The 26244-nt window shown below is 72.1% G+C and carries 24 protein-coding genes; 11 read left to right on the top strand and 13 right to left on the bottom strand.

Annotated features, from left to right (window positions below; genetic code table 11):
- Positions 1 to 2: 2 nt before the first annotated feature.
- Positions 3 to 1814, bottom strand: coding sequence for an SDR family oxidoreductase (locus AC3AGO_RS17295; protein ID WP_487821108.1), 1812 nt, complete (start codon positions 1812 to 1814; stop codon positions 3 to 5).
- Positions 1811 to 2665, bottom strand: coding sequence for a M24 family metallopeptidase (locus tag AC3AGO_RS17290; protein WP_487821107.1), 855 nt, complete (start codon positions 2663 to 2665; stop codon positions 1811 to 1813). The genes AC3AGO_RS17295 and AC3AGO_RS17290 overlap by 4 nt, the downstream gene beginning before the upstream one ends.
- 261 nt (positions 2666 to 2926) lie before the next feature.
- Here AC3AGO_RS17290 and AC3AGO_RS17285 point away from each other — a divergent pair, with 261 nt between their 5' ends.
- The 8 genes from AC3AGO_RS17285 to AC3AGO_RS17250 all read left to right on the top strand — a co-directional run bounded on the left by AC3AGO_RS17285 (position 2927) and on the right by AC3AGO_RS17250 (position 10871).
- Complete coding sequence (locus AC3AGO_RS17285; RefSeq protein WP_487821106.1) at positions 2927 to 3934, top strand: ABC transporter ATP-binding protein; 1008 nt, start codon at positions 2927 to 2929, stop codon at positions 3932 to 3934.
- Positions 3924 to 4850, top strand: coding sequence for an ABC transporter permease (locus tag AC3AGO_RS17280; RefSeq protein ID WP_487821105.1), 927 nt, complete (start codon positions 3924 to 3926; stop codon positions 4848 to 4850). Before AC3AGO_RS17285 ends, AC3AGO_RS17280 begins: the two co-directional genes overlap by 11 nt.
- A 5-nt stretch (positions 4851 to 4855) precedes the next feature.
- On the top strand, positions 4856 to 5773 hold the full coding sequence (locus tag AC3AGO_RS17275) for an ABC transporter ATP-binding protein (RefSeq protein ID WP_487821104.1): 918 nt from the start codon (positions 4856 to 4858) through the stop codon (positions 5771 to 5773).
- A gap of 12 nt (positions 5774 to 5785) precedes the next feature.
- Positions 5786 to 6508, top strand: coding sequence for an ABC transporter permease subunit (locus AC3AGO_RS17270; RefSeq protein ID WP_487821103.1), 723 nt, complete (start codon positions 5786 to 5788; stop codon positions 6506 to 6508).
- A 104-nt stretch (positions 6509 to 6612) separates the two neighbouring features.
- On the top strand, positions 6613 to 7542 hold the full coding sequence (gene pheA, locus AC3AGO_RS17265; protein ID WP_487821102.1) for a prephenate dehydratase: 930 nt from the start codon (positions 6613 to 6615) through the stop codon (positions 7540 to 7542).
- Between the two features lie 650 nt (positions 7543 to 8192).
- A complete protein-coding gene (gene serS / locus AC3AGO_RS17260; protein ID WP_487821101.1) occupies positions 8193 to 9470 on the top strand; it encodes a serine--tRNA ligase in 1278 nt (425 codons plus the stop codon).
- The gene (locus AC3AGO_RS17255) at positions 9467 to 10294 is read left to right on the top strand and encodes an HAD family hydrolase (RefSeq protein ID WP_487821100.1); all 828 of its coding nucleotides are present in this window, start codon (positions 9467 to 9469) and stop codon (positions 10292 to 10294) included. Before serS ends, AC3AGO_RS17255 begins: the two co-directional genes overlap by 4 nt.
- Before the next feature lie 76 nt (positions 10295 to 10370).
- Complete coding sequence (locus tag AC3AGO_RS17250) at positions 10371 to 10871, top strand: MarR family winged helix-turn-helix transcriptional regulator (protein WP_487821099.1); 501 nt, start codon at positions 10371 to 10373, stop codon at positions 10869 to 10871.
- 76 nt (positions 10872 to 10947) lie between these two features.
- On the opposite strand, the gene AC3AGO_RS17245 is transcribed toward AC3AGO_RS17250, so the two are convergent.
- A complete protein-coding gene (locus tag AC3AGO_RS17245) occupies positions 10948 to 11907 on the bottom strand; it encodes a helix-turn-helix transcriptional regulator (protein WP_487821098.1) in 960 nt (319 codons plus the stop codon).
- Between the two features lie 134 nt (positions 11908 to 12041).
- Between AC3AGO_RS17245 and AC3AGO_RS17240 the strand changes: the two genes are divergently transcribed.
- On the top strand, positions 12042 to 12644 hold the full coding sequence (locus tag AC3AGO_RS17240) for a TIGR03086 family metal-binding protein (protein ID WP_487821097.1): 603 nt from the start codon (positions 12042 to 12044) through the stop codon (positions 12642 to 12644).
- A 39-nt stretch (positions 12645 to 12683) separates the two neighbouring features.
- Here AC3AGO_RS17240 and AC3AGO_RS17235 read toward each other — a convergent pair whose 3' ends face one another.
- The 7 genes from AC3AGO_RS17235 to AC3AGO_RS17205 form a co-directional block, all read right to left on the bottom strand.
- A complete protein-coding gene (locus tag AC3AGO_RS17235; RefSeq protein WP_487821096.1) occupies positions 12684 to 12959 on the bottom strand; it encodes a YciI-like protein in 276 nt (91 codons plus the stop codon).
- A 42-nt stretch (positions 12960 to 13001) separates the two neighbouring features.
- Positions 13002 to 14249, bottom strand: a complete 1248-nt coding sequence (gene efeB / locus AC3AGO_RS17230; protein ID WP_487821095.1) for an iron uptake transporter deferrochelatase/peroxidase subunit — start codon at positions 14247 to 14249, stop codon at positions 13002 to 13004.
- 141 nt (positions 14250 to 14390) lie between these two features.
- Entirely contained in the window at positions 14391 to 16571 is a 2181-nt protein-coding gene (locus AC3AGO_RS17225; RefSeq protein ID WP_487821094.1) for a copper resistance protein CopC, read from the bottom strand.
- Between the two features lie 10 nt (positions 16572 to 16581).
- A complete protein-coding gene (locus tag AC3AGO_RS17220) occupies positions 16582 to 17067 on the bottom strand; it encodes a copper chaperone PCu(A)C (RefSeq protein WP_487821093.1) in 486 nt (161 codons plus the stop codon).
- Positions 17064 to 17747, bottom strand: coding sequence for an SCO family protein (locus AC3AGO_RS17215; RefSeq protein ID WP_487821092.1), 684 nt, complete (start codon positions 17745 to 17747; stop codon positions 17064 to 17066). Before AC3AGO_RS17215 ends, AC3AGO_RS17220 begins: the two co-directional genes overlap by 4 nt.
- Positions 17748 to 17859: 112 nt before the next feature.
- Positions 17860 to 18597: a YcnI family copper-binding membrane protein gene (locus AC3AGO_RS17210; protein ID WP_487821091.1), complete on the bottom strand. Its 738-nt coding sequence runs from the start codon at positions 18595 to 18597 to the stop codon at positions 17860 to 17862.
- A gap of 146 nt (positions 18598 to 18743) precedes the next feature.
- Positions 18744 to 19643 carry a hypothetical protein gene (locus AC3AGO_RS17205; RefSeq protein ID WP_487821090.1) on the bottom strand — a complete coding sequence of 300 codons (900 nt, stop codon included), beginning with the start codon at positions 19641 to 19643 and terminating at the stop codon, positions 18744 to 18746.
- A 257-nt stretch (positions 19644 to 19900) separates the two neighbouring features.
- On the opposite strand from AC3AGO_RS17205, the gene AC3AGO_RS17200 reads away from it, so the two are divergent.
- On the top strand, positions 19901 to 20383 hold the full coding sequence (locus AC3AGO_RS17200; RefSeq protein ID WP_487821089.1) for an ATP-binding protein: 483 nt from the start codon (positions 19901 to 19903) through the stop codon (positions 20381 to 20383).
- 84 nt (positions 20384 to 20467) lie between these two features.
- Here AC3AGO_RS17200 and AC3AGO_RS17195 read toward each other — a convergent pair whose 3' ends face one another.
- From AC3AGO_RS17195 to AC3AGO_RS17185, 3 genes are all read right to left on the bottom strand, one after another.
- Complete coding sequence (locus AC3AGO_RS17195; protein WP_487824689.1) at positions 20468 to 21472, bottom strand: PP2C family protein-serine/threonine phosphatase; 1005 nt, start codon at positions 21470 to 21472, stop codon at positions 20468 to 20470.
- A gap of 116 nt (positions 21473 to 21588) precedes the next feature.
- Positions 21589 to 23076, bottom strand: a complete 1488-nt coding sequence (locus AC3AGO_RS17190) for an aminopeptidase P family protein (protein ID WP_487821088.1) — start codon at positions 23074 to 23076, stop codon at positions 21589 to 21591.
- Positions 23077 to 23229: 153 nt separating this feature from the next.
- Positions 23230 to 24675: a PP2C family protein-serine/threonine phosphatase gene (locus AC3AGO_RS17185; protein ID WP_487821087.1), complete on the bottom strand. Its 1446-nt coding sequence runs from the start codon at positions 24673 to 24675 to the stop codon at positions 23230 to 23232.
- Between the two features lie 694 nt (positions 24676 to 25369).
- Here AC3AGO_RS17185 and AC3AGO_RS17180 point away from each other — a divergent pair.
- Positions 25370 to 26143 (top strand): bifunctional DNA primase/polymerase, encoded by a 774-nt coding sequence (locus AC3AGO_RS17180; protein WP_487821086.1) that lies wholly within the window; start codon positions 25370 to 25372, stop codon positions 26141 to 26143.
- Positions 26144 to 26244: the final 101 nt, after the last annotated feature.

The raw sequence follows: 26244 nt of genomic DNA, 5'->3' as shown, positions 1-26244 counted from the left end.
GGTCACATGGGCGGCTTGACGCGTGCCAGCGCGCGCAGGGCGTGCGGGGCGAAGCGGGACAGCAGACGGGCGCCGCGGGCCTCCGGCGTCACCGGCACCACCGCCTTGTTGCGCACGACGGCGCGCAGGACGGCGTCGGCGACCTTCTCCGGCGGGTAGTTGCGCATGCCGTACATCCGGGAGGTGCGCTCCTGGCGGCGGCTCTGCTCCCCCGCGTCGACGCCCGTGAACCGCGTCGTACGGGTGATGTTGGTGTTGACCAGACCCGGGCAGACGGCGGAGACGCCGATGCCGCTGCCGGCCAGCTCGGCACGGAGGCACTCGCTGAGCATCAGCACGCCGGCCTTCGAGGTGGCGTACGCGGGCAGCACCCGGGAGGGCTGATAGGCGGCGGCGGACGCGGTGTTGACGATGTGTCCGCCCTGGCCGCGCTCGGCCATCCGCTTGCCGAACTGCCGGCAGCCGTGGATGACGCCCCACAGATTGACGTCCAGCGTGCGCTTCCAGTCGTCGGTCCCGGTCTCCATGAACGACCCGGAGACGCCGATCCCGGCGTTGTTGACCAGCACGTCGACCGTGCCGTACTGCGTGGACACCTTGTCGGCGAGCTTCTCCATGGCCTGCTCGTCGCTCACGTCGACGGTCTCCGCCCAGGCCTCCGGAGCGCCGATGAGCCGCGCCATGTCGGCCGTGCGCGCGGCGGATTCGCCGTCCACGTCGACCGCGACGACGCGCGCCCCGGCCTCCGCGAAGGAGAACACGACGGCCCGGCCGATGCCGCTGCCCGCGCCGGTGACCAGCACCAGCTGTCCGGCGAACCGGTCGGCGTACGGGCCGGCGGGCGCCGAGTCGTCGTGCACCGGGACCCCTCCCTCGTGCGAGGACACGAACTCGGCTATCCAGGACGTCAGTTGGTCGGGGCGGGTGCGGGGCACCCAGTGCTTGGCGGGCACGGTGCGCCGGGTCAGCTGCGGGGCCCACAGCTCCAGTTCGTCGTACAGCCGCTCGCTGAGGAAGATGTCGCCGGTGGGCGTGATCAGCTGGACCGGGACGTGCGCGTAGCAGTCGGCGCGCGGCCGCCGCAGCCGGGAGCGGACGTTGTCGCGGTACAGCCAGGCGCCGTGCGCGGCGTCCGAACGCAGCGAGGACGTCGGGTACGCGGCGGACCCCGGGACCCCCTCGACCCGCTCCAGGATCTTCGGCCAGCGCTTGCCGAGCGGCCCCTTCCAGGCGAGCTCCGGCAGCACGGGGGTGTGCAGCGCGTAGACGTACCAGGAGCGGGCGCCCTGGCCCACGGCCTGCGCGATCCTGCGCGGAGTCGGCCGGGACACCCGCTTCTTGATCCAGTGCCCGAAGTGGTCGAGGGAGGGCCCGGACATCGAGGTGAACGAGGCGATGCGGCCCTCGGTCTCGCGGACCGTCGCGAACTCCCAGCCCTGTACGGAGCCCCAGTCGTGGCCGACCAGATGCACCGGCTCGTCGGGGGAGACGGCGTCGGCGACGGCGAGGAAGTCGCCGGTCAGCTTCTCCAGCGTGAACCCGCCGCGCAGCGGCTTCGGCGCGCTGGAGCGGCCGTGTCCGCGCACGTCGTACAGCACCACGTGGAAGCGGTCGGCCAGCCCTTCGGCGACCTTCGACCACACCTCCTTGCTGTCCGGGTAGCCGTGCAGCAGCACGACCGTGGGCCGGTCGGTCTCGCCCAGTTCGGCGACGCACAGTTCGACACCCTCGCGGGTGCGGACCCAGCGCTCGCGCGCGCCGGCGAGCTCCGTACGCGCGGTCTCCGTACGTACCGTGTGGTCCTTGTCGGTCATGCTGCTGTCGCCTCCTCGGCCCAGCGCCGCACGTGCGGCAGATCGTCGTCCAGCCAGAAGGCGCTCTCCTCGGGGTCCCCGGAGTCGGTGACGACGAGGATCTCCTCGAACTTCGCGCCCGTGCCGCGGAATCCCAGATGCGGCTCGACCGCCCACAGCCCCGGCTGCGGCGGATGGTCGGAGAACTTGTACGGGGACCAGAGCGGCGACCAGCCGTCCCGGTGGCCGTGCAGCGCGTCCTTCGCGAGCCCCTTCAGGGAGTTGGTGCCGAACCCGAACAGGGTGGGCGACCAGCGCCGTTCGGACACCCGGTCCACCTTGTGCGCGATGACGCCGAACGGATAGGCACGGTGCCGGTTCACGTACCCCTGCCGGATCATGAGCCGTTCGACGTCCTTGTAGATCTCGCGCAGCGGGCGCCGCTCGCGCACCTCGCGCAGCAGCAGCTCGCGGTGGGCCCGCAGATCGGCGAGCAGCCTGTCGTGCAGCCGGTGCGGGCCGAGGCAGCCGGAGTAGCCGATGTCCGCGGTGTAGCCCTTGTGGATGGGGGCCATGTCGAGGATGAACGGCATGCCCGGCTCCAGCTTCCGGTTCGTCGGGAAGAACTGCAGCGGCACCTTGAAGCCGGCGAAGGCCGTACGGTCCCCGAACCAGGCGAAGGGCAGATGGAACCAGTCGCGTACGCCGCGCTCCCGCAGCCACTCGCGCTGCATCCGGGCCGCGTCCCGCTCCGTCACCCCCGGCCGCAGCTGTGCGGCCACCGCCTCGGCGCACGCGTAACTGAGCTGCTGCACCTCTCTGAAGCCCCGCAGCTCCGCGGAGAGCCGCCGTCCGTCCAGTGCTGAGGTCATCGTCGACCTTCCCGTCCCCGAGCGTGCACACGTGCGGCGGCACACGAGCCGCGCACGCGGCGGCGCACGGTGAACGCGTGCCGCCTGGCGTTAAGTTGACACTGATGAATGTGACAACGCCGCATGGCTGCGTCAAGGGGTGTGCACGCATGGGGATACCAGCGGTAACCGACCCCTAGGGGTCCGTAGAACCTCCGGGGGAGAGGAATTCCCGCCCCCGGGTTGAGGTGATGCGCCCCACACGGCACTAGCGTCGAACCCGTGACAGTCATCGCCACCGAGAGCCTGACCAAGCGGTACCCCCGGGTGACCGCACTGGACCGGTTGTCCGTCGGCATCACACCGGGCGTGACCGGCCTGGTGGGCGCCAACGGGGCCGGGAAATCGACCCTGATCAAGATCCTGCTGGGGCTGGCCCCGGCGAGCGAGGGCGGCGCCACCGTCCTCGGCATGGACGTGTCCCGCGACGGCCTCGCCATCCGCGAACGCGTCGGCTACATGCCGGAACACGACTGCCTGCCGCCCGACGTGTCGGCCACCGAGTTCGTCGTCCACATGGCGCGGATGTCCGGGCTGCCGCCCACCGCGGCGCGCGAGCGCACCGCGGACACCCTGCGCCACGTCGGCCTGTACGAGGAGCGGTACCGCCCCATGGGCGGCTACTCGACCGGCATGAAGCAGCGGGTCAAGCTCGCCCAGGCCCTCGTGCACGACCCGCAGCTGGTGCTGCTCGACGAGCCGACCAACGGCCTCGACCCGGTCGGCCGCGACGAGATGCTCGGCCTGATCCGCCGTGTGCACACGGACTTCGGCATCTCCGTGCTCGTCACCTCCCATCTGCTGGGCGAGCTGGAGCGCACCTGCGACCACGTCGTCGTCATCGACGGCGGCAAACTGCTGCGCTCCTCCGCCACCGCCGACTACACCCAGAGCACCGCGCTGCTGGCCGTCGAGGTCACCGACACCGACGCGCACCCGGACGGCACCGCGGCCCTGCGCGAGGCGCTGGCCGGCACGGGCCTCGGCGTACAGCCCCCCGGCGCCGCGGGCGAGATCGCCCCCGGCGCGGGCCATGTGGTGCTGGTCGACGCGTCGGACGAGAAGGCCCTGGACACCGTCCGGGACACGGTGGCCCGCCTCGGCCTCGGCCTGGTCCGGATGGAACAGCGCCGGCACCGCATCGCCGAGGTCTTCCACGACCGGGAGCCCGCCGGCGCCGCCGCCGGGGAGCACGAGACCGCGAAGGAGGGGAGCAGCGATGCCGCCTGAGTCCCGTACGCCCGCCGCGCCGCAGCGGTCCGGCGCGGCCCCGGCCGAGAACGTCATCCACAACATCGGCTACCGCGGCTACGACGGCCCCCGCCTGGGCCGGAGTTACGCCCGCAGGTCGCTGTTCACGCAGTCCCTGCGCGCCGCCTACGGACTCGGCCGGTCGGCCAAGTCCAAGGTCCTGCCGATGATCCTCTTCGCGGTGGTCTGCGTCCCCGCGGCGATCGTCGTCGCGGTGGCCATCGCCACCAGCGCCGAGGACCTGCCCATCGGGTACAACGCGTACGTCATCCAACTGCAGCCCGTCATCGGCATCTTCATCGCCGCCGTCGCACCCCAGGCCGTCTCCCTCGACCTGCGGTTCAAGACCGTGCCGCTGTACTTCTCCCGCCCCATCGAGCGCGGCGACTACGTCAGCGCCAAGTACGCGGCGCTGTCCGGGGCGCTGTTCGTCTTCACCGCGGCGCCCGTCGTCATCCTGTACGTGGGGGCCCTGCTGGCGAAGCTCGACTTCGCCGACCAGACCCGGCACTTCGCACAAGCACTGCTGTTCTGCGCGGTGTTCGCGGTGCTGCACGCCGGCATCGGGCTCGCCGTCGCGGCGCTCACCCCGCGCCGCGGCTTCGGCGTCGCCGCCGTCATCGCCGTGCTGACCATCCCGTACATGCTGATCACCGCGCTGCAGGCGATCGCCAACGAGCAGGGCTCCACGGGTGCCGTCGGCTGGCTCGGACTCGGCTCGCCCGGGACGCTCATGGACGGGCTGCAGGGCAAACTGCTCGGCGGCGAGAACGGGTTCCCCGCCGGCGCCGACCTCACCGGCGCCCAGGTCCCGGTGTACGTCCTCGTCGTCGCCGTGCTCATCGCCGGAACGTACGCCCTGCTGTCCCGCCGCTACCGAAAGGCCGGGCTGTAACCGCCATGACCACGCTGCAAATCGACCACACTTCCCGCTGGTTCGGGAACGTCGTCGCCGTCAACGACATCACGATGACCATCGCCCCCGGCGTCACCGGGCTGCTCGGTCCGAACGGCGCGGGCAAGTCGACCCTCATCAACATGATGGCCGGTTTCCTCGCCCCCTCCACCGGGAGCGTCACCCTCGACGGCACCCGCATCTGGCGGAACGAGCAGACGTACCGGCACATCGGTCTCGTCCCCGAGCGCGAGGGGATGTACGACTTCCTCACCGGCGGCGAGTTCGTCGTCGCCAACGCCGAGCTGCACCGGCTGCCGGACCCGCGGGCGGCGGCTCAACGGGCCCTGGCCACCGTGGAGATGGAGGACTCCGCGGACCGGAAGATCTCCACGTACAGCAAGGGCATGCGGCAGCGCGTCAAGATGGCCTCGGCGCTGGTGCACGACCCGTCCGTGCTGCTGCTGGACGAGCCGTTCAACGGCATGGACCCGCGGCAGCGGATGCATCTGATGGAGCTGCTGCGGCGGATGGGCGACGAGGGCCGCACCGTGCTGTTCTCCTCGCACATCCTGGAGGAGGTCGAGCAACTCGCCTCGCACATCGAGGTGATCGTCGCCGGACGGCACGCCGCCAGCGGCGACTTCCGCAAGATCCGCCGGCTTATGACCGACCGTCCGCACCGCTATCTCGTCCGCTCCAGCGACGACCGGCGCCTCGCCTCGGCCCTCATCGCGGACGCCAGCACCGCCGGCATCCAGCTCGACTGGTCCGAACAGGCGCTCCGCATCGAGGCGATCGACTTCACGCGCTTCACCGAACTGCTCCCGCGGATCGCCAGTGAGCACGGCATCCGGCTCTACACGGTCTCGCCCTCGGACGAGTCCCTGGAGAGCGTCTTCTCCTACCTCGTCGCGGCCTGAAGGGAGTCCGAGATGTACGACAAGACTGTCGCCCGGCTCACCTACCGGGCCCTGCTGGGCAGGCGCCGCGCACTGCTGCTGGCCGTGCTGCCGGTGCTGCTGCTGGTCGTCGCCGTGGCCGTCCGCGCCATGACCGGCGCGGACGACGCGGTGACCACCCAACTCCTCGGCGGCTTCGCGCTGGCCACGATGGTGCCGCTGATCGGCGTGATCGCCGGAACGGGCGCGATCAGCCCGGAGATCGACGACGGTTCGGTGGTGTATCTGCTCGCCAAGCCGCTGAAGCGGCCGACGATCATCGTCACCAAACTGCTCGTCGCCATCGGTGTCACCGTCGCCTTCTCGGCGGTGCCCACCCTGCTCGCCGGCTTCGTGCTGAACGGCAACAGCCAGCAGATCGCCGTCGCGTACGCGGTCGCAGCCGCCGTGTCCTCCGTCGCCTACAGCGCGCTGTTCCTGCTGCTGGGCACCGTCTCGCGGCACGCCGTGGTGATCGGCCTGGTGTACGCGCTGATCTGGGAGGCCCTGTTCGGCAGCCTCGTACCGGGCGCGCGCACCCTGTCCGTACAGCAGTGGTCGCTGGCGCTGGCCGAGAAGGTCGCGGGCAGCGGCGCCGACGTCACCTCCGAGGTGGGGCTGCCGGTGGCGCTCGTCCTGCTGGTCGTCGTCACGGTGGGCGGCACCTGGTACGCGGGCCAGAAGCTGCGCACGCTGACGCTGGCCGGTGAGGAGTGACCGCCACCGCGACGCCCTGACAGGGCCCGACGACGGGGCACACCGGGCCGCCCGCTGTATGAGACGGCGGGCGGCCCGGTGTGCCGCGCGACTACCGTGGCGGTATGTCATCTGCGAGCCGCTACACCTATCTCGGCCCCGAGGGGACCTTCACCGAGGCCGCCATCCGTACGCTTCCGGAGGCCGCCACGCGCGAGCTGGCGCCCATGGTGTCGGTGCCCGCCGCGCTGGACGCCGTGCGCAACGGGGAGGCGGCAGCGGCCCTCGTACCGATCGAGAACTCGGTGGAGGGCGGCGTCACCGCGACGCTCGACGAACTCGCCCGCGGCGAGCAGTTGATGATCTACCGCGAGGTGCTGCTGCCCATCGCGTTCGCGCTGCTGGCCCGCCCCGGCACCGCGATCGGCGACGTGAAGACCGTGACGGGGCACCCCGTCGCGCAGCCGCAGGTGCGGCGCTGGCTGTCGGCCAACCTGCCGGACGCCCTGTGGGAGTCGGCGGCCTCCAACGCGGACGGGGCGCGGCTCGTGCAGGAGGGCCGCTTCGACGCGGCGTTCGCCGGTGAGTTCGCGGCCGCGACGTACGGGCTGGAGCCGCTGGTCACCGACATCCACGACGCGCAGAACGCGGCCACCCGGTTCGTGCTCGCCGGCCGCCCGGCACGGCCCGCCTCGCCGACCGGAGCGGACAAGACCTCCGTCGTCTTCTGGCTGCGCGACGACCATCCGGGCGCCCTCCTGGAGGTGCTGCACGAGTACGCGTCGCGCGGGGTCAACATGATGCGGATCGAGTCGCGTCCGACGGGCGAGGGCATCGGCCGCTACTGCTTCTCCGTGGACTGCGAGGGCCACGTCTCGGACCGGCGGGTCGGCGATGTGCTGATGGGGCTGAAACGCGCGTGCCGGAAGGTGCGCTTCCTCGGCTCGTACCCGCGGGCCGACGAGGTCCGTCCGACGCTGCGTTCCGGGACCTCCGACGAGGACTTCCTGGAGGCCGCGGACTGGCTGACGCGCTGTCTGGACGGCCGCGGCTGAGCACTCCGGATGGGGTGCGGTCCCGGAGCGGGCCCGGCGGGCGTGGCCGAAAAGTGACGCCGGGCTCCCCGGGAAAAGTTATCCACAGGTGGGGGTGCGGGGCTGTGCACAGTGGTGGGGTCGAACCGGTCAGTGTCGACAAAACCCTATGAAGACCTCCGAGTCGTCCACAGCGGTCCACGTCCCCTCTCGTCACTCCAATTCCCTTGATCAACTCTTTGGTGTGAAGCAAACCCCCTCGAATGAGTGGGTATTACCGGTTTGGTCCGGGAATTCTGGCGCGGGGGCAATTCCGTTCGGGCTCCTCCCCAAGGTCTTCCACAGGCGCCACGAGACTCCTGTGGAAAACTCTGTGGACTGTGGATAAGTCCTGGGGGTGGAGCTCTCAACTCCCGCCGCTCAGCGGCCTGATCGGTCCATCGCCTGGCCAACGGGGCACTCTTGCGGGGGGTCGCCGAATTCCTCTTGACGCAATTGACAATACGCAGCATTGATCGCCAAACCGGACATAAGGGTTTGGGAATCCGCGTGCGACAGGTCACCCTTCCCCGGACCCTCTCTTGATCATTTCCGGGGCCTTCCGGAGGCCCGCCGCGGCGGACCGGCTTACTGAGTCGAGGGGCGCGCCGCCTCACCGGTACCCTTGCCGCGTGATTGACCTTCGCCTGCTCCGTGAGGACCCCGACCGTGTGCGCGCGTCCCAGCGCGCCCGTGGAGAGGACGTCGACGTCGTCGACGCGCTCCTCTCCGCCGATGAGCGGCGCAGGTCGTCCAGTGTCCGCTTCGACGAACTCCGCTCCGAGCAGAAGCAGCTCGGCAAGCTGATCCCGAAGGCCGAGGGCGACGAGAAGGCCGCCCTGCTGCAGAAGGCCGGCGAGCTGTCCGCCGCGGTGAAGGCCGCCGACGCCGAGCAGGACGAGGCCGCCGCGGAGACCGAGCGGCTGCTCCAGCAGCTCGGCAACCTCGTGCACCCCGAGGTCCCGGTGGGCGGCGAGGAGGACTTCACCGTCCGCGAGACCATCGGCGAGAAGCGCGACTTCGCCGCGGAGGGCTTCGAGCCGAAGGACCACCTGGAGCTCGGCCAGCTGCTCGGCGCCATCGACACCGAGCGCGCCGCCAAGGTCTCCGGATCCCGCTTCTACTACCTCACCGGCGTCGGCGCGCTGCTCGAACTCGCCCTGGTGAACGCCGCGATCGCGCAGGCCACCGAGGCCGGCTTCACGCCGATGCTCACCCCCGCGCTGGTGAAGCCGCAGGCCATGGCCGGCACCGGCTTCCTCGGCCAGGCCGCGCAGGACGTGTACCACCTGGAGAAGGACGACTTCTATCTGGTCGGCACCTCCGAAGTCCCCCTCGCCGGCTACCACATGGACGAGATCCTCGACGCGGACCAGCTGCCCCTGCGGTACGCGGCGTTCTCGCCCTGCTTCCGCCGCGAGGCCGGTTCGTACGGCAAGGACACCCGGGGCATCTTCCGGGTCCATCAGTTCGACAAGGTCGAGATGTTCTCGTACGTCGCGCCGGAGGACTCCGAGGCGGAGCACCAGCGCCTCCTGGAGTGGGAGAAGCAGTGGCTGCGCGGCCTGGAGCTGCCGTTCCAGGTGATCGACGTGGCCACCGGCGACCTGGGTTCGTCCGCGGCGCGCAAGTTCGACTGTGAGGCGTGGATCCCCACCCAGGGCAAGTACCGCGAGCTGACGTCGACTTCGGACTGCACGGAGTTCCAGTCGCGGCGGCTGTCGATCCGGATGCGGGAGGGCAAGAAGGTGCGCCCGCTCGCCACCCTGAACGGCACGCTGTGCGCCGTACCGCGCACCATCGTCGCGCTGCTGGAGAACCACCAGCAGGCGGACGGTTCGGTGCGGGTGCCGGAGATGCTCCGTCCGTACCTGGGCGGCCGCGAGGTTCTGGAGCCGGTCGCCAAGTGAGCACTTCCGTCACGCCGCCCGCGCCCTTCCCGTACAAGCTGGTCGCCACCGACCTCGACGGGACGCTGCTGCGCAGCGACGACACGATCTCCGTCCGTACGCGCGATGCGCTGCGGGCGGCCACCGCGCGCGGCGCCGCGCACATCGTCGTGACCGGCCGTGCCGTGCCGTGGACGCGGCACGTGCTGCAGGACCTCGGGTACGAGGGCCTGGCCGTCTGCGGCCAGGGCTCGCAGGTGTACGACGCGGGCTCGGGACGGCTGCTGACGTCGCTGACGCTGGACCGCCGGGTGGCCCAACACGCGCTGGCGGCCCTGGAGTCGGAGACGGGCCCGCTGGCGCTGGCCGTGTCCCGCGACGGGGTGGACGGCGATGTGCTGGTCGGGCCGGGGTACCGGACCGGGGAGGTCGGGCTGCCCGCGATTCCGGCGCAGGACCGGGCCGAGATGTGGGCGGAGCCGGTCAACAAGGTGTACGTCCAGCACCCCGAGCTCGGCGACGACGAACTGGCCAAGGTGGCGCGGGCCGTCGTCGGTGACGCGGTGGGCGTGGTGATGGCCGGTGAGGGTGTCGTCGAGCTGCTGCCGCTGGGGCTGAGCAAGGCCAAGGGCCTGGCGCTGGCGGCGCGCAGGCTGAAGGTGTCCTCGGCGGACACCATCGCCTTCGGTGACATGCCGAACGACATACCGCTGTTCGGCTGGGCCGCGCACGGCGTCGCCATGGCGAACGCGCACCCCGAACTCCTCGCGGTGGCCGACGAGGTGACGGACTCCAACGACGAGGACGGCATCGCGACGGTCCTGGAGCGCCTGCTCGTCAAGTGACCCGGGGCGGCTGCTGGGGGAAGTGGCCTGGAGCGCCTGTTCCGGCAGGGCCCCTGCCTGCTCGTACGCTGGCCGCATGGGCGTGACGGGCGGTACGGGCACGGGAGCCACGACGCGGTGGCTGGACGAGACGGAGCAGGCGACGTGGCGGGCGTTCCTCGGCGCCTCGCAGCGCGTACGGGAGGCGCTGGACCGGCAGTTGCAGCGGGACGCGGGGATGCCGCACGCGTACTACCTGATCCTGGCGATGCTGTCCGAGGCGGAGCGGCGGACGCTCACGATGACGGAGCTGGCGCGCCGTACGCGGTCCTCGCCGAGCCGGCTGTCGCACGCGGTGGCGAAGCTGGAGGCCAAGGGCTGGGTGCGGCGCGGCCGGCACTCGGGTGACCACCGCACGACGCTGGCGACGCTGACCGACGCGGGCCTGGCCGAGCTGGAGGGCACCGCGCCGGGGCATGTGGAGCAGGCGCGGAAGGCGCTCTTCGACCATCTCTCGCGCGAGCAGGTGGAGCAGCTGCACGCCATCTGCCGTGCGGTGCTGGACGGTTCGGAGGACGGGCCGCTGCCGCCGGGGTGAGGGACATCTGCCCGGGTCCCTTACGGGTCGGGTCCCGTACGGGTGTCCCGTACAGGGCAGGGGTGTCCCGTACGGGTCAGGTTCCGTACAGGGCCGTCGCTTCCTCCGCCGCGCGGGCCAGTTCCTCGCGGGCCTCCCGCGGGGCGACGACCTCGGCGTCGGAGCCGAACGGGAGGAGCTGCCGCACCGCGCGCAGAGCGGGCAGGTTCAGGGTGACCGTCACCCGCCCCTCGTCGTCCTCCGCCGAGGGTTCGCCGGCCGCCGCCCACGTCGTGAGGCGCAGGAACATGTCCAGCCGCTCCCGGCGGACCCGGACCGTGACCGCGACGCCGCCGGGCCGGTTCTCCACCCCCTGCCTCAACTGCTCCCACGCGTCGGCCAGTTCGACGCCGGGGCGGCGCTGTACGGGCGCGTCGGTGACCGTCGCGCGGGCGATGCGGTCGGCGCGGAAGAGCTGCGGGGCACCGCGGCGGTCGGCGACGAGATACCAGACGCCCGCCTTGGAGACGAGCCCGTAGGGGTCGACGGTGTACTGGCGCTTCCGGGTCTCCCCGCTGTGCCGGTAGCGGAGGCGCAGCCTGCGGTCGGCGAACACGGCGGTGTGCAGCACGTCGAGGTCGACGGCGGCGCGCGGGCCGGTCAGCCAGCGGTCGGGGTCGACGAGGATGCGGCGGCTGGTGAGTTCGGCGGCCGGGCGGTGGGCGGCGGGCAGCGCCGCCATGACCTTGCGCAGCGCGGAGCTGAACGCCTGGTCCAGGCCGAGCGCGGAGTGCGCGCCCTGTGCCGCGAGGACGAAGAGGGCGCGGGCCTCGTGCGAGGTCAGGCCTGTGACGTCGGTGCGGAAGCCGGGGAGCAGGGAGATGCCGCCGTGCCGGCCGCGCTCGGCGTAGACCGGGACGCCGGAGGTGGAGAGCGCCTCGATGTCCCGGTAGACGGTGCGGACGGAGACTTCCAGGCGGCGGGCCAGTTCCTCGGCGGGCACGCGGCCGCGGGTCTGGAGCAGCAGCAGGATCGAGAGCAGACGGTCGGATTTCACGTGTACAGACTGCCCGGAAAACCTGACGGCGGGTGTCAGGTTATCCGGGGAGTCTCTCCCTTACGGGGTCCGGTAAGGGATCCCGTACGGCGCCCCGGAGGGGTTGCCGGCTGCCCGGCGAAGGAGAGCACACCATGAACGCGCAGACTTCCGTTCCGGACCCCCGCCCCCAACTGACCGGTGCGGGCGAGCAGTTGGCGGAGCTGATCGCCTCCGTACGGAAGGAGGACCTGGACAGGCCGACGCCGTGTACGGAGTACGACGTACGGGCGCTGCTCGCGCACATCGTGGACGGCACGCACCGGATGGCGGAGATCGGGGAGAGCGGCAGCGAGCTGACGCCCCAGCCGGACCCCGACCCGAAGGGCGGCTGGACGGCGGCGTGGGCGGAGGCCCGTGAGCGTCTCGCGGCGGCGTGGGCGGACGACGCCAGGCTGGCCGCGCCCGTGACGGTCCCCTGGGGCACCATGCCGGGCGGCGTCGCGCTGTGCGGCACGGTCATGGAGCAGGTGACCCACACCTGGGACCTGGCCCGCGCGGTGGGCTCCGCCACCGGTGAACTCGACCAGGACGTAGCGGAGTTCGCCCTCGGCGCCGCCCGGCAGGCGCTGCCGCCGGAGCGGCGCGGTGAGGGTGTGCCCTTCGGGCCCGTACGGGAGGCCCCGGAGGGGGCGGACACGTACGGGAAGCTGGCGGCGTGGCTGGGCCGCGATCCCGAATGGGCGGCCGCCCGGTGACCCGGCGCGGGCCCCTCGGGGCCCGCGCACCGGAACCCCTCAGGGGGTGACGACCGTCCAGGGCCGGACGGTCCACTCCCGTACGAGGCCGTTCATCACGTAGGGGTCCTGCTCCGCGAAGCGTTCCACCGTGGAGCGGTCCTCGGTGTTCCAGACGAGCAGGCCGCGGTCGGCGGGCTCGGCGAGGGCGCCCGCGAGGACGAGGTCGCCGCTCGCGTGGGCCTCGCGGATGAGCTTCAGATGCTCCTCGCGGTAGGGCGGGCGGCGCTCCAAGTAGTCGTCACCGAAGGTGTATTCGAGGATGTAGTACGCCACGTCCGCCTCCCGGGGCTTCGAGATGCTGCCTGTGCGGGGAGATTAACCCTCCAGCAGCCGCTGTCCCACATACTCGCCCTTCGCCGGCCCGCCCGGCACCGCGAACAGGGCGCTGGCCTCGTGCCGGATGAACGTCGACAGCGCGTCGCCCAGGTCGAGTTTGCGCTGTACGGGCACGAAGCCGCGCAGCGGATCGGCCTGCCAGGCGATGAACAGCAGCCCGGCGTCCGGCGCGCCGTCGTCGCGGAACCCGTCGTGGTACGAGAAGGGCCTGCGCAGCATCGCGGCCCCGCCGTTGGTGTCGGGGGAGGTGACCCGTACGTGCGCGTCGGCCGCGATCACCGGGGTGGTGCCGTCCTTCTCGGTCTTCTCCAGGTCGGGGTCGGTCTGTTCGGTGCCGCCGGTGAGCGGGGCGCCGTCGGACTTGCGGCGGCCGATGACCTTCTCCTGCTTCTCCAGGGACTGCTTGTCCCAGTCGTCGAGCAGCATCCGGATACGGCGTACGACGGCGTACGAGCCGTTCGCCATCCACTCCGGGCTGCTGCCGGACGGCACGAAGATCCGTTTGTCGAAGTCCTTCTCGGAGGGCTTGGGGTTGTTGCTGCCGTCCACCTGGCCCATCAGATTCCGCACCGTCATGGGGTGCGAGGTGGCGCCGGGCGAGCGGTTGAAGCCGGTCATCTGCCAGCGCAGCCGGGCGGCTTCGCCGGCTTCGCGCTGGAGGGCGCGCAGCGCGTGGAAGGCGACGAGCGCGTCGTCGGAGCCGATCTGGATCCACAGGTCGCCGTTCGAGCGTTTCTTGTCGAGGTGGTCGGAGGAGAACTCCGGCAACGGGTCGAGCTGCACCGGCAGTTGGTCCTTCAGCCCGGTGCGGGAGAAGAAGCCGCGCCCGAAGCCGAAGGTGACGGTCAGCGATGACGGGCCCGCGTCGAGGGCGATGCCCGTGTCGTCGTGCGGCGTCCGGCCCTCCATCAGCTCCCGTGCCGTGGCCGACCAGCGGCGCATGAGCGCGGCGGCCTCCTTGCGGCCGGCGCCCGGCGCGAGGTCGAACGCGAGGAGGTGGCCGTGCGCCTGCTGCCGGTCGGTGATGCCCGCCTGGTGGGTGCCGTGGAAGGGCACCCGGTCCGAACCGAGGGTGGTGAGTGCGGTGGGCGGGTCGTCCTGAGCCACGGCGTATCCGGCCGCGCCGCCCGCCGCGCCCAGGGCGAGTCCGCCCGCGCCCGCGGCGCCGACCGTACCGAGCAGGCGGCGGCGGGTGACGGTGTGGGGTTCGTGGTCGTGCTGCGTCATGGTGGGACTTCCGGTCCTGTTCGGTGCGGGGCTGCGCTGTGGTGCTGAACGGCGCTGCGGTGCTGAACTGCGGTGCGGTGCTGTGCAGTTGTGGCTGTGGGGGCGGTGTCCGGGCGTGGGGCGGTGCGCTCGCGGCGCCCGTCAGCCGATCCGGACGGTCTTGTCGACGGTCACCTGGTCGATGTCGGACGTACGGATGGTGAAGGCGACCCGCCAGCTGCCCGGCATGGGGAGCTGCACCCCGGTGGCCTGCCACTGTCCCGGACTGCCGTCCCCGGCACCCTTCTTGCCCCCTCCCACCGGGTCGGGGGTGACGGCGAGCGGGCCGATGTCCTTGGCGGGCAGGGTGAAGGAGACCTTCACCTCGGGGGCGGAAACGGGCTTCCCCTGGGGGTTCCGTGCCGTGACCCGGAGCGTGTTGTCGCCCGCGCTGCCCGGGGAGAGCCGCAGCCGTGCGGTGCCCTTGCCGCCGGTGCCCCCGGTGTCGAACGGGATCGTCACCTCGGCCGGACCCTTACGGGCGGGGGCCGACGCCGCGCCGCCGTCCGCGCGGGAGGCCGCCTCCGTACGGGCCGGTTCGGTGCCGGTGAGCACCGTCGTGACGGCGAGCAGTACGACGGCGATCCCGGCCTCGGCGAGGACGGAGCGGCGCAGACCGCTGCGGTCGGGGTCGGCGTCACGGTCCCGCTTGCGGCGGGCCGTGTCCATGGCGGCGCGCTGCCGGGCCAGTTGGGCCGCACGCTCGGACCCGCCCGCCCCGCCGGCCGTACCGGAGCCGCCGGCCGTACCGGATGCGTCCGCCGTACCGCTGCCGCCCGCCGCGCTGTCGGCGGGATCCGCGGCGGAGTCGGCGGACCTGTCGGAGTCGGCGGGCCCGTCGGAGGACCCGGTGGCCCGTACGGTGGCGAACTCCCGCTCGGCGCCGCCCTGTTCGGCGGACGGTGCCCCGGGGGCGGGGACCGTCGTACCGGAGGACGCGGCGGCCGGTACCTCGGCGAGCCGTGCGGTCCAGCGGCGGGAGATCCAGGCGACGCCGGTCAGCAGGGCGACCAGGCCCACCTTGACCATCAGCAGCTGCCCGTACGAGGTGTCCAGGAGGGCGTTCCACGAGCCGACTTGGCGCCACGACTGGTAGACGCCGGTCACGGCGAGCACCAGCACGCTGCCGAACGCCACCCGGGAGAACCGGCGTACGGCCGACCGCGGCACGGTGCACCGGTACAGCGACGTCAGCAGCGCGGCGAGGCCGCCGAGCCAGGTGGCGACGGCCAGCAGGTGCAGCACGTCGACGGGCATGGCCAGCGCGGTCTGGATGCCGGTGGAGGCGTGTTCCGCCATGGCCCAGGTGGCGGCGAGCCCGGCGGCGACCACCGTCCCGCCGAGGCTCAGCCCGATCAGCAGATCCCGCCGCTCGGACGGATCCCTCCCGTCCGAGCCCTGCCCCTCCTCGCCGGCCGGAACAGCCTCGTCGTCCTGCCCGCGCGCGTACGTGCCGAACAGCACGGACACGAACAGCGCCCCGGCGCCGAGCAGCAGCAGTCTGGACACCAGCGCCGCACCCGGCTTCGTCCCGACGGCGTCCTTCAGCCCGCCGAGGTCGAGTACGCCGGCCAGTTGCCCCGAGCCCGTGTAGGGGGCGCGGAGCAGCAGCATGACGAGGGTCGCCGCGGTGAGCGTCACCCAGCCGGTCACCACGAGCCGCTGTACGGCCCGTTCGCGGGCGCCGCGCCGCCAGCAGGCCAGCACGAACGCGGCGCCGCCGACGAGCAGGACGAAACCGGCGTACGCGGCGTACCGTCCGGCCCCGTACAGCCACCCGACGAGGCCGCCGCCCGCGTCCTTGTCCTGCTGCGGCACCTGCGCGGTGGTCTTGGAGGGTGCGCCGATGGAGAACGTGAAGGCACCGGAGACGGGGTGGCTGTCGGCGGAGACGCCCTGCCACGCGACGGTGTAAGTCCCCTTGCCCAGGCCGGAGTCGAGCGCGACGGTGCGTTTGACCGAGCCGTCCTCGCGTACCGCGCCGTGGTCGGCGCGCTTGCCGTGCGGGTCGAGGACCCGTACGGAGCCCTCGGACATGGCGATGCCCTCGGAGAAGGTGAGGGTGACCTCGCGGGGCGCGCTGTCCACCACGGCGCCCTGGGCCGGACTGCTGCCGGTCAGTGCGGCGTGTGCCGCGGCGGGCGTGGCGGTGCCGAGCGCGCCGGCCAGCCCGCCGAGCGCCCCGAGCAGCAGGGCGAGCAGCGCGCCCGCGGTACGGGTGCGCAGCGCGCGGTCCCGGCGGGCCGCCGGGAGCGGCTGGGCGGAAGCCGTGGTGGTGGGCACGTTCAGTCCCTCACTTCCCCTGTCCCGGCGCGAAGTTGGCGGCCTCGACGGGCACCGACACCTTGACCGGATCGGACTTCTCGAAGTGCAGCGTCAGGGACACCTTGTCGCCCTTGGCGGGCTTGCGCTTCAGATCGTGGAACATCAGATGGCTGCCGCCCCGGCCGAGCTTCAGCTCGCCGTTCGCGGGGACGGTCAGGGAGTCGACCCGTTCCATCTGCTGGCCCTTGGTGCGGTGGATCTCTACATGGGAGGCGAGGCTGCTGCTGACGGAGGTCAGCTTGTCGGCCTCGTCGCCGCCGTTCTTGACGGTGAGGAAGCCGCCGGCCATGTCGGCCATGGCGGGCTGCGGTACGTAGCCGTCGCTGACCTTCAACTCCGGCCCCCCGCCGGCGCATCCGGTCACTCCGAGGGCCAGCGCCCCGGCGATGGCCGCGGTCGCGGCGGCCGTACGGCGGCGTGCGGTGTGCAGGGGGTGGCGTGCGGGGCGGTTCACGGGGTCTCTCCCTTGACGAGCTTCGGGAGGTCCTTCTGCAGGACGTCGGCGGTGGCGGACTTGTCGTCGGTGTAGAGGTAGTGCGCCTTGTCGTCCTTCGGCGAGAAGGCCAGCAGCTGCTTGCCGTGCGAGGAGACGACGTCGCCGTTCTTCTTCTTGTACGAGGGCTCCACGCCGATGCCGACGCTGCGGGCCGCGGCCTGGATGGTGTCGAAGTCGCCGGTCAGCCCGGTGAATCCGTCGCCCTGGCCGTTCAGCCACTTCTCCAGGTGCTTGGGGGTGTCCCGCTTCGGGTCGGTGGTGACGAAGACGACCTGGAGGTCCTTCTGCTCCTTCTTCGGCAGCTGCCGCTTGGCGAGCTCGATGTTGCTCATGATCAGTGGGCAGGCGTCGGGGCAGTGCGTGTAGCCGAAGTACAGCAGGGTCGGCTTGCCCTTCGTCTCCTTCAGCAGGTCGTACTTCTCGCCGTCGGTGCCGGTGAGGGTCAGGTCCGGCTTCTGGAACGGCTGTTGCAGCGCGACGCCGCCCTGCTGCTGCGGTTCCTCGGACGCCTTGGGCGCGTCGACGACGGCCGCGTCGTCGTTCCCGCCGGAGGAGCCGCACGCGCTCAGGGTGAGCGCGGCGGCCGCGGCGAGAGCCGCGCCGGCGTACAGGGACTTCTTCCTGACGGGGGTGTGCATGGAGGCTGGCTTTCCCAACGGTGCGGGCGGCGCGGCCCCCGTCGGACGGACGGGGACCGCACCGCGGTTCACGGAACGGAGCAGAGCGTTTCGGTCGGGCGGAGTGGGCCGGTCAGGCGGAGCGCCGGCGGCCGGCGAGGACGCCGAAGGCGACACCGGCCACGCCGACGACGATGCCGACGACGCCGAGGACGCGTGCGGTGTTGTCGGTGCTGTGGGCCGAGCCGCCGGAGGCGCTGTCGGAGGCATTCTGCGCCGTCGCGCCGCCGCCGTGGCTGTGGTCCCCGCTCTTCGCGGCGGCCGGTGTCAGCTTGAGGACGGGCGCCGGGCTCTCGGGCTCCGGCTGTCCCTTCTGCGGCTCCTCGATCCAGCGCACGACCTCGTCGTTGTCGTACGTCTGGAGGGCCTTGAAGACGAGCTGGTCCTTGCCCTTCGGCAGTTCGCCCATGGAGACGGGGAACTGCTGGAACTCACCGGGGCCGATCTTGCCGCCGGACCAAGTGATCTTGCTGACGGCCTCGTTGATCTTCTCGCCGTGCATCTCGACCGGCTTGTCGAGCTTGGTCTTGGTGACCTTGACCTTCCAGCCGGGCACGGGCTGCGGCATCACGGACGCGAGCGGCGTGTCCTTGGGGAAGTTGACCTCGACCTTCTCGGTGGAGGCGTTGTCCCGCTCGTTCGGGACCTTGAAGTCGACGGTGCTGAAGTCGCCCTGCGGCGCCTGCTCCGGGTCGACGGTGACATGCGCGAAGGCCGGACCCGCGCACAGGACGACGGCGCCGGCACCGAGGGCTCCGACGGTCGCGACGCGGCGGATTCTGGCCGGGGACTGCTTCTGACGACTGTTCATGCTGAGGGTGCTCCCGACAGGCAGCACGGACCGCCGTGGTCCGTGCGACGGATGACGAAGGAACGACAGGGGCATGTACGGGCAAGCCGGACATGACCGTCCACGCGGCGCGCACGCCGGTCCCTTCTGCCGGGAGCCGGGGTACGTCAGGCCGCGAGTGCGAGCTGGTGCGGTGCGGCGGGTGGGCCGCGCCGTTGCAGGGAGTGGTGCAGCAGCACGGAGGGAGGGTGCGCGGAGTCCTCGTGCGCCCCCGCCCGGGAGACCTGCGGAGGAGTGCCCGGCAGCAGGCCCGTACGCAGGGCCCGTTCGTACGCCAGCGCCGCGCGCAGCGCCCGCGCGGGACGCAGCAGCCGGAGCAGCAGCGGCAGTCCGGGCAGATCCGACAGCTCCGCGGGCTCCGAGAAGCCGGACAGCCGCACCAGCCGCCACAGCGCGGCCTCGCCGCGGCGCAGCAGCCAGCCGAGGACGAGCGCGGCGAGCAGGTGCCCGCACAGCATCGGCGCGTCGAGCAGCGACAGCGCGGCGCGGGCCGCCTGGCGCAGGCACTCCTCGACGGGCGTGCCCGCCGCCGCGCCGTGTCCCGCGTGCGCCGCCGAACCGGCGGACTCCGCCGCGCCGTTGCCGGTCATCGCGGCCGCCTGGTGCGGCGAGATCCCGGCGTCGGACACGATGCGGTGCGCGCGGGCCTCGGTGAGCGGGCCCGTCGCGTGCTGACTGCACAGCATCCGCGAGGCGAGTTCGAGTACGGCGCTCCGGTGCCCGCCGCCGTGTGCGGACCGCGGTACGGCGGGCGGCCGCTGACCCGCGGAGAACAGGGCGTGCAGCCCGAGCTGGCCCACCGTCAGCAGCGCGGCGATCCCCGGCAGGGACCGCTCCCGCCCTGCGAGCGGCACGGCCACGGCGAACACGAGGGCGAAGCCCGCGCCGAGCGCCCAGAAGCGGATGCCGCAGCCGCCGCCGAGCGCGTGCCCGGCGGCGGACAGCGTGACGCAGGCCGCGGTGAACACCGTGGCCCGCAGCAGTCTCAGGTCCGCCCCGGCAGTCATAGCGGCGCCATCATCTCACCGGCCCGGAAGCGCCCGGGCGGCAGGGTGACGGCGGACTGTCCCGGTTCCTGCCGCCCCGCGGAGTTCCCCTCCCTGGTCCGAATGAGCGTCATCACGCACGCGACGCGCGTAGTACGTGCTCCGCGTGGCAATACCTCTCGGTAGCGCGGGCGGCTTCCGCCGCGGAACTCCGGTGCCGGGGTTCCGCGCCGGAAGCCGGGCCGCGAGCCGACGCCGAGACCCGTGGAGGTCGGAGCATGAGCGTGTGGTGGTCCCTCCAGCTGCGTCGCGAGGCTGCCAGCGTCCCGCTGGCCCGCAAGCTGCTGCTCGGCGCCCTGGAGTCGGCGGGGGTGGACGAAGAGGTCGCGTACGAACTGTCCGTCGCGCTCACCGAGGCCTGCGCCAACGCCGTCGAGCACGGGGTGCGCAGCAGCGGCGAGCCGCAGGACGTGTACCGCGTGACCGCGTATCTCGACGGCGACCGCTGCCGGATCGAGGTCGCCGACTCGGGCCCCGGCTTCCGCGGCAGATACTCGCGGCTGGCCCGCCGGGCCAGAGCCGTGCTCCCGGTGGACCGCACCGCGGAGGCGGAGTGCGGCAGGGGGCTCTGCATGATCGAGTCGCTGGCCGACCACGTACGGCTGCACGACCGGCCGGGTCGCGGCGGCGCGGTCGTCAGCTTCGACAAAGTGCTCAAGTGGCAACAGGGCAGCACCCGTCCACTGCTCAAAGCGGGCTGAGCGCCCTGTAAGGGGCGCGGGGAACTGCGTGGACAGGGGCGCGGGGAACTGCGCAAAAAGCGACCACGCACAGAACCGCAGCGCTCATCCGTCCCGATAGCGGAGCAAAAGCATCGCCGCGTCGTCGTGCAGCCGCTCGCCGCCGACGTACTGCCGCAGGTCCTCCCGTACGGCGTCCAGCGCCAGTTCCGGGTCGGGGTCCTTCATCAGGTGGCCGCGGGTCTCCAGGGGGTAGAACTCGCCGCCGTGGTCCCGGGCCTCGCTGACCCCGTCGGTGTAGAAGAGCAGCTGGTCGCCGGGGATGAACGGCACCCGGTGCGGCTGCGGGGCGGGTGCCCCGTGCAGGCCGAGGCCCAGCGGCAGGGCACGCTCCGGGGGTTCGGCGTAGTCCACGCTGCCGTCGGGGCGGATCACCAGCGGCGCCGGATGGCCGTAGTTGAGCAGGACGGCACGGTCCCGTTCGCGGACCTCGGCCAGTACCGCCGTCACGAACTTCTCGCCCAGCAGATGCCGGTCCAGGGCGCGTTCGAGCCGCTCGCCGACGGCCGGCAGGTCCGGTTCGTCGTACGCGGCCTCCCGGAACGTGCCCAGCACGACGGCCGCGGTCTCCACGGCCTCCAGCCCCTTGCCCTGCACGTCGCCGACCAGCACCCGTACGCCCGCGGGCGAGACGACGACCTCGTACAGATCGCCGCCGATGCGGGCGTCCGCGACGGCGGAGGTGTACGAGACGGCGGCCCGCAGATGTCCCGCGCTGCGCGGCACCGGGCGCAGCAGCACCCGCTGCGCGGCCTCCGCGATGGAGCGGACGCTGGCGAGTTCGGCCTCGCGCCGCTGCCGCATGACCGTCGCGACGAGCGAGACGACGGCGACGCCGAAGACGGAGATCACCGTGGCGTAGCCGCGCCGTTCGCCGTACTGGCCGTTGTAGAGGATCAGCGCGTACGACAGGACCAGCGCGAGGATGCCGATCAGCGCGGTGCGCCGCAGGTCGGCGACGAGGCCGGCGAAGGCGGGGCCGAGCGCCAGCATCGGGGTGAGGCCCATGCCCGCACCGGCGAGCACGTCGGCCAGCACGATGGCGGCCATGGCGAGGAAAGGGAACACGGACAGCAGCCCGGGCCGGAACAACCGCGTGACCAACGTGTGCTCTTTCCTCTTCCTCGGCGGGGTGCCGGGCGCCAGGGTGGCGCCCGGCCTCCAGCTCAGCCCTTCAGCTCCGCCATCCACGCCTCGACGTCCGAGCTCGAACGCGGCAGCGCGGCCGACAGATTGCGGTTGCCGTCCTCCGTCACGAGGATGTCGTCCTCGATGCGCACACCGATGCCGCGGTACTCCTCCGGCACGGTCAGATCGTCCGCCTGGAAGTACAGACCGGGCTCGACGGTGAGGCACATGCCGGGCTCCAGCGTGCCCTCGGCGTACGTGTCGCGGCGCGCGGTGGCGCAGTCGTGCACGTCCATGCCGAGCATGTGGCCGGTGCCGTGCAGGGTCCAGCGGCGCTGCAGGCCGAGCTCCAGGACCTTCTCCACGTCGTAGTCGAGCAGGCCCCACGCGACGAGCTTCTCCGCGAGGACGCGCTGCGCGGCGTGGTGGAAGTCGAGGTAGTCGGCGCCGGGCTGCACCGCCGCGATGCCGGCCTCCTGCGCCTCGTACACCGCGTCGTAGATCTTCCGCTGGAAGTCGGTGAACCGGCCGTTGATCGGCAGGGTGCGGGTGACGTCCGCGGTGTAGAGCGTGTGGGTCTCCACGCCGGCGTCCAGCAGCAGCAGTTCGCCGGAGCGTACGGCGCCGTCGTTGCGCACCCAGTGCAGGGTCGTGGCGTGCGGGCCCGCCGCGCAGATCGAGCCGTAGCCGACGTCGTTGCCCTCGACGCGGGCGCGCAGGAAGAAGGTGCCCTCGATGTACCGCTCGGAGGTGGCCTCGGCCTTGTCCAGGACCTTCACGACGTCCGCGAAGCCGCGGGCGGTGGAGTCCACCGCCTTCTGCAGCTCGCCGATCTCGAACTCGTCCTTCACCAGCCGCATTTCGGAGAGGACGCTCTGCAACTCCGTGTCCCGCTCGGCGGTGACCTTGTCGGTCAGCGCCTTCTCCACGCCGGCGTCGTAGCCGCGGACGACGCGGACAGGACCGGCGGCCGCGCGCAGCACGTCGCCGACCGTACGGACGTCCGCGCAGGGCACGCCGTACACCTGCTCGCCCTCGGTGAGGCTGTGCCGCCGGCCGACCCAGAGCTCGCCCTGGCTGTCCAGCCAGAATTCGCCGTTCTCGCGGTCGGAGCGGGGGAGGAGGTAGAGGGTGGCGTCGTGGCCGCCGTCCGCCGGCTCCATGACGAGGACGCCGTCCTCGGTCTGATTGCCCGTCAGGTAGGCGTACTCGACGGAGCTGCGGAACGCGTACTCGGTGTCGTTGGAGCGGGTCTTGAGATTGCCCGCGGGGATCACCAGGCGCTCGCCGGGGAACCGCTCGGAGAGCCGCTTGCGGCGCGCGGCGGTCTGCTCCGCCTGCGGAACCGGCTCAAGATCGTGCAGCTCGGTGTCGGCCCAGCCCGTCTTCATGTTCTCGGCGAGCTCGTCGGAGACGCCGGCGTACAGGCCGTTCTTGCGCTGCTTGATCGGCTGTTCCTCAGCGGCGTCCGCCACGTCTGCCTCCTGTGTGCGATGTCCGGCTCTCTGGCTGAGACCGCCTTCCATCGTATGGCCGCGCCGAACCCGTTAGACAGTCACACAGCTGTGACATTTCCGGCGCCCGGAACAGGAGACATCCGGCATACGGCCCCGCACACCGGCCGCCCGGCGCACGGCACCTCCGGCGTCCGCCGGAACCGGCCCCGGGCCGCCCGTCCGTCAGAAGCGGGCGGCCAGCAGGACGACGTCCTCGGGGTGGTCGCGCTGGGTGTCGCGGCCGTCCGGCAGCAGGGTGCGCAGGACGTGGTCGACCAGGGCTTCCGGATCGGTACGGGTGGCGGGCGGGGCGCTCGCGACGGCGGAGTGCAAACGGGAGAAGGCCCGGTCGAGCTCGGCGCCGGTGCGGTGCAGCAGACCGTCGCTGTACAGCAGCAACGTTTCACCTTCACCCAGCGTCAGTTCGACGCTGGGCGCCTCCCAGCAGGCCAGCATGCCGAGCGGCGCGGACAGCGTCGTCTCGACGAACTCCGTTCTGTCCGGCCCCGTCACCAGCGGCGGGCAGTGCCCGGCACCGGCGATGGTGATCTTCCGCTGGGCCGGTTCCGCGTAGCCGAACAGCGCCGTCGCCGAACGGGCCGGCTCCGTCAGCCGCAGCAGCAGCTCCAGGTCCGACAGCACGGCGACCGGGTCCTCGCCCTCCATCACCGCGTACGCGCGCAGCGAGGCGCGCAGCCGCCCCATCGCCGCGGCCGCGCTGGGACCGCTGCCGGTCACGCCGCCGACGGAGAGGCCGAGCGCCGCCTCGGGGAGCGGCAGTACGTCGTACCAGTCGCCGCCGCCGTGCGGGCCCGTGCTGTGCCGCACCGCCAGCTGCACCCCGGGCACCCGGGGCAGCCTGGCCGGCAGCAGGTCCTCGCGCATGGCCGCCATGTCCTCGCGGGCGCGGGTGAGTTCGAGCTGGCGCGCGATGTGCTCGGTGGCGTAGCGGACGTACATGCCCAGAAGCCGGCGCTGCCGCTCGGTCGGCTCGGCGGGCTCGTCGTACAGCCAGACCGCCGCGGCGATACGGCCCACAGTGGGGGTGCTCAGCGGCACCGCGTAACTCGCGGCGTAGCCGAGCCGGGCCGCGACCTCGCGGTGCCGGGGGTCGAGGGAGTCGTCGGTGGCGATGTCGGGATAGACGATCTCCGGCGGGCCGTGCTCCTGCGCCCCGTCCGCGTCCTCCGCGGTGTCCGCGCCGGCGCTCTCCTCGTGTCCCGAGTGTCCCGGGCGTCCGGAGGGCCCGGCGGATTCCGCGCCGGCGTACGCGTCGGACGGCTCGTACCGCTCGTCCTGTCCGTCCTGTGCGGGAGCCGCGTCCTGGGCACCGGGGGCGTGGTCCGGGCCGGGAGCGTCGGGCAGCCCGTCGAGCAGCCGGGTGTACGCGGCGGAACCGCGCGGGACCGTCTCGATGTGCCCGATGTCCGCGCGGCCGAGACCGAGTCCCACGGTGCGCTCCGGGCCGAGCCCGTCCGCCGGTTCGAGCGCGACGAGACCGCGCTGCGCGCCGACCAGCGTGGCGCCCGCGCGCAGCAGTTCGTGCAGCGCGTCGTCCAGCGTGGAGGTACGGGCCAGCCGCTCGGTGAGCTCCTGCACCGAGCTGAGATCTGTGATCCACTCGGCCATCCGGTCCTGCGTACCGGCCGGGCGTTCCGTGCGGGGCTCGGGGGAAGCGGGCGCAGTCTGTGGCGGAGGGGAAATGGCAGGTTTGATTCCGGCCACTTTCTGTGGCCTACGGGAGCTCATGGGCGCGGGCCTTCGTTGCGGTTCATAACCCTCAATAGCATCGCAAACCCCCATGTCATGCTGCTCCGCTACCAGTGCTTCCAGATGTACACGCCCTGATGACGCGATGTCCAGCATCGTTCTTGCGCGACAAATGGTGTCGACGATGCAGCCGTGACTACACGCGGCCAGGCCGGGGTAACGGAAACTTGGCGCAAAATGTTCCCCGGGCGGCCGGAGTTGCTGTCGACTGGGGCCATTCCGCAAACCCGCGTGCAACAGCATGCCCGAGGTGGCGGCCGAGGCGTTGGCGCGGCTGTCGCGGGTACGGAACCTGGTGGGATGCCTCAGCGTCCATTCATGAGGCGGACTCGCCCCACCCCGTAACTGCGGAACGCACCAAGCAAGCACACGGGTGGCAGCACCATCAAGAGCAAGCGCCATGCGCGCGCCACCCTTCGCCATGTTCCACGCTCGGCCTGCGGCATGATGCGCTGATCTGCACGCGCAGTGATGAATGATCCACGTGGTGTGATGGGCCAGACGATCTCTGACGAGACGATCCCTTGGCGTTTACGGAAAGGAACGAGCGCATATGCGCGAGATCCTCGGAAGGCAACGCGCCCTCTGGGCCCGCCGGTCCAAGAGGTCCCCCCGCCGATCCCCGTTGTGCGAAGCGGCGCTCACCTGTGCCACACAGTGGCACTGGCCCGTCGTCCCCGGTGCGGCCCTGTCGGTCACCCCCGACGCGCCGGCCGGCCGCGCACCCTCCAAACGCCAGGCCCGGAAGGTCAACAGGGACGGTCAGGGTTCGGCCGATCCACGTCCGGTCGAGGCGTCGTGTTCCTGTCCGGATCCCGACTGCGTGGTGCCCGGCGCGCACCCCTTCGAGCCGGTGCTGCTCGCCGCCACCACCGACGCGCGGATGGTGGGCTGGTGGTGGACCAACAGGCCGTCGGCCCCGCTGATTCTGGCCACGGGCGGCAGCGCGCCGTGCGCGCTCAGCCTGCCCGCCATCGCCGGCGCCCGCGCGCTGGCCGAGTTCGACAGGCTCGGTGTCCGTACGGGCCCGGTCGCCGCGACGCCCACGCGTTTCTCGCTCCTGGTCGAGCCGTACGAGCTCGAGGAGCTCGGCGATCTTCTCTACACCTATGACTGGGTGCCCAGTTCGCTGCGCTTCCACGGCGACGGCGGGTACATCGCCCTGCCGCCCTCGCAGACGGGCGCCGGGCAGGTGCGCTGGGAGCGCCGGCCGGAGACGGGGCGCGGCACGGACGGCACGCCGTGGCTGCCGCGGATGGACACCGTGCTGGACATCCTCGTCGAGGCCAGCGCGACGGCTCCCGACCCGGGAAGCCTGACGTACTGACCGCATCACTCGTACGGGTAGAGGCTGCCGGAGTTGTCCGGGAAACGGGCGGTGGGTGCGGGGTAACGGGGCGGTGAGCCCGATAGGTTCGCCGCACGAGG

The organism is Streptomyces sp. BL1 (assembly GCF_057628045.1).
Note: the sequence above shows the minus strand (reverse complement) of the source record. Positions and strands in the feature narration are given on the sequence as shown.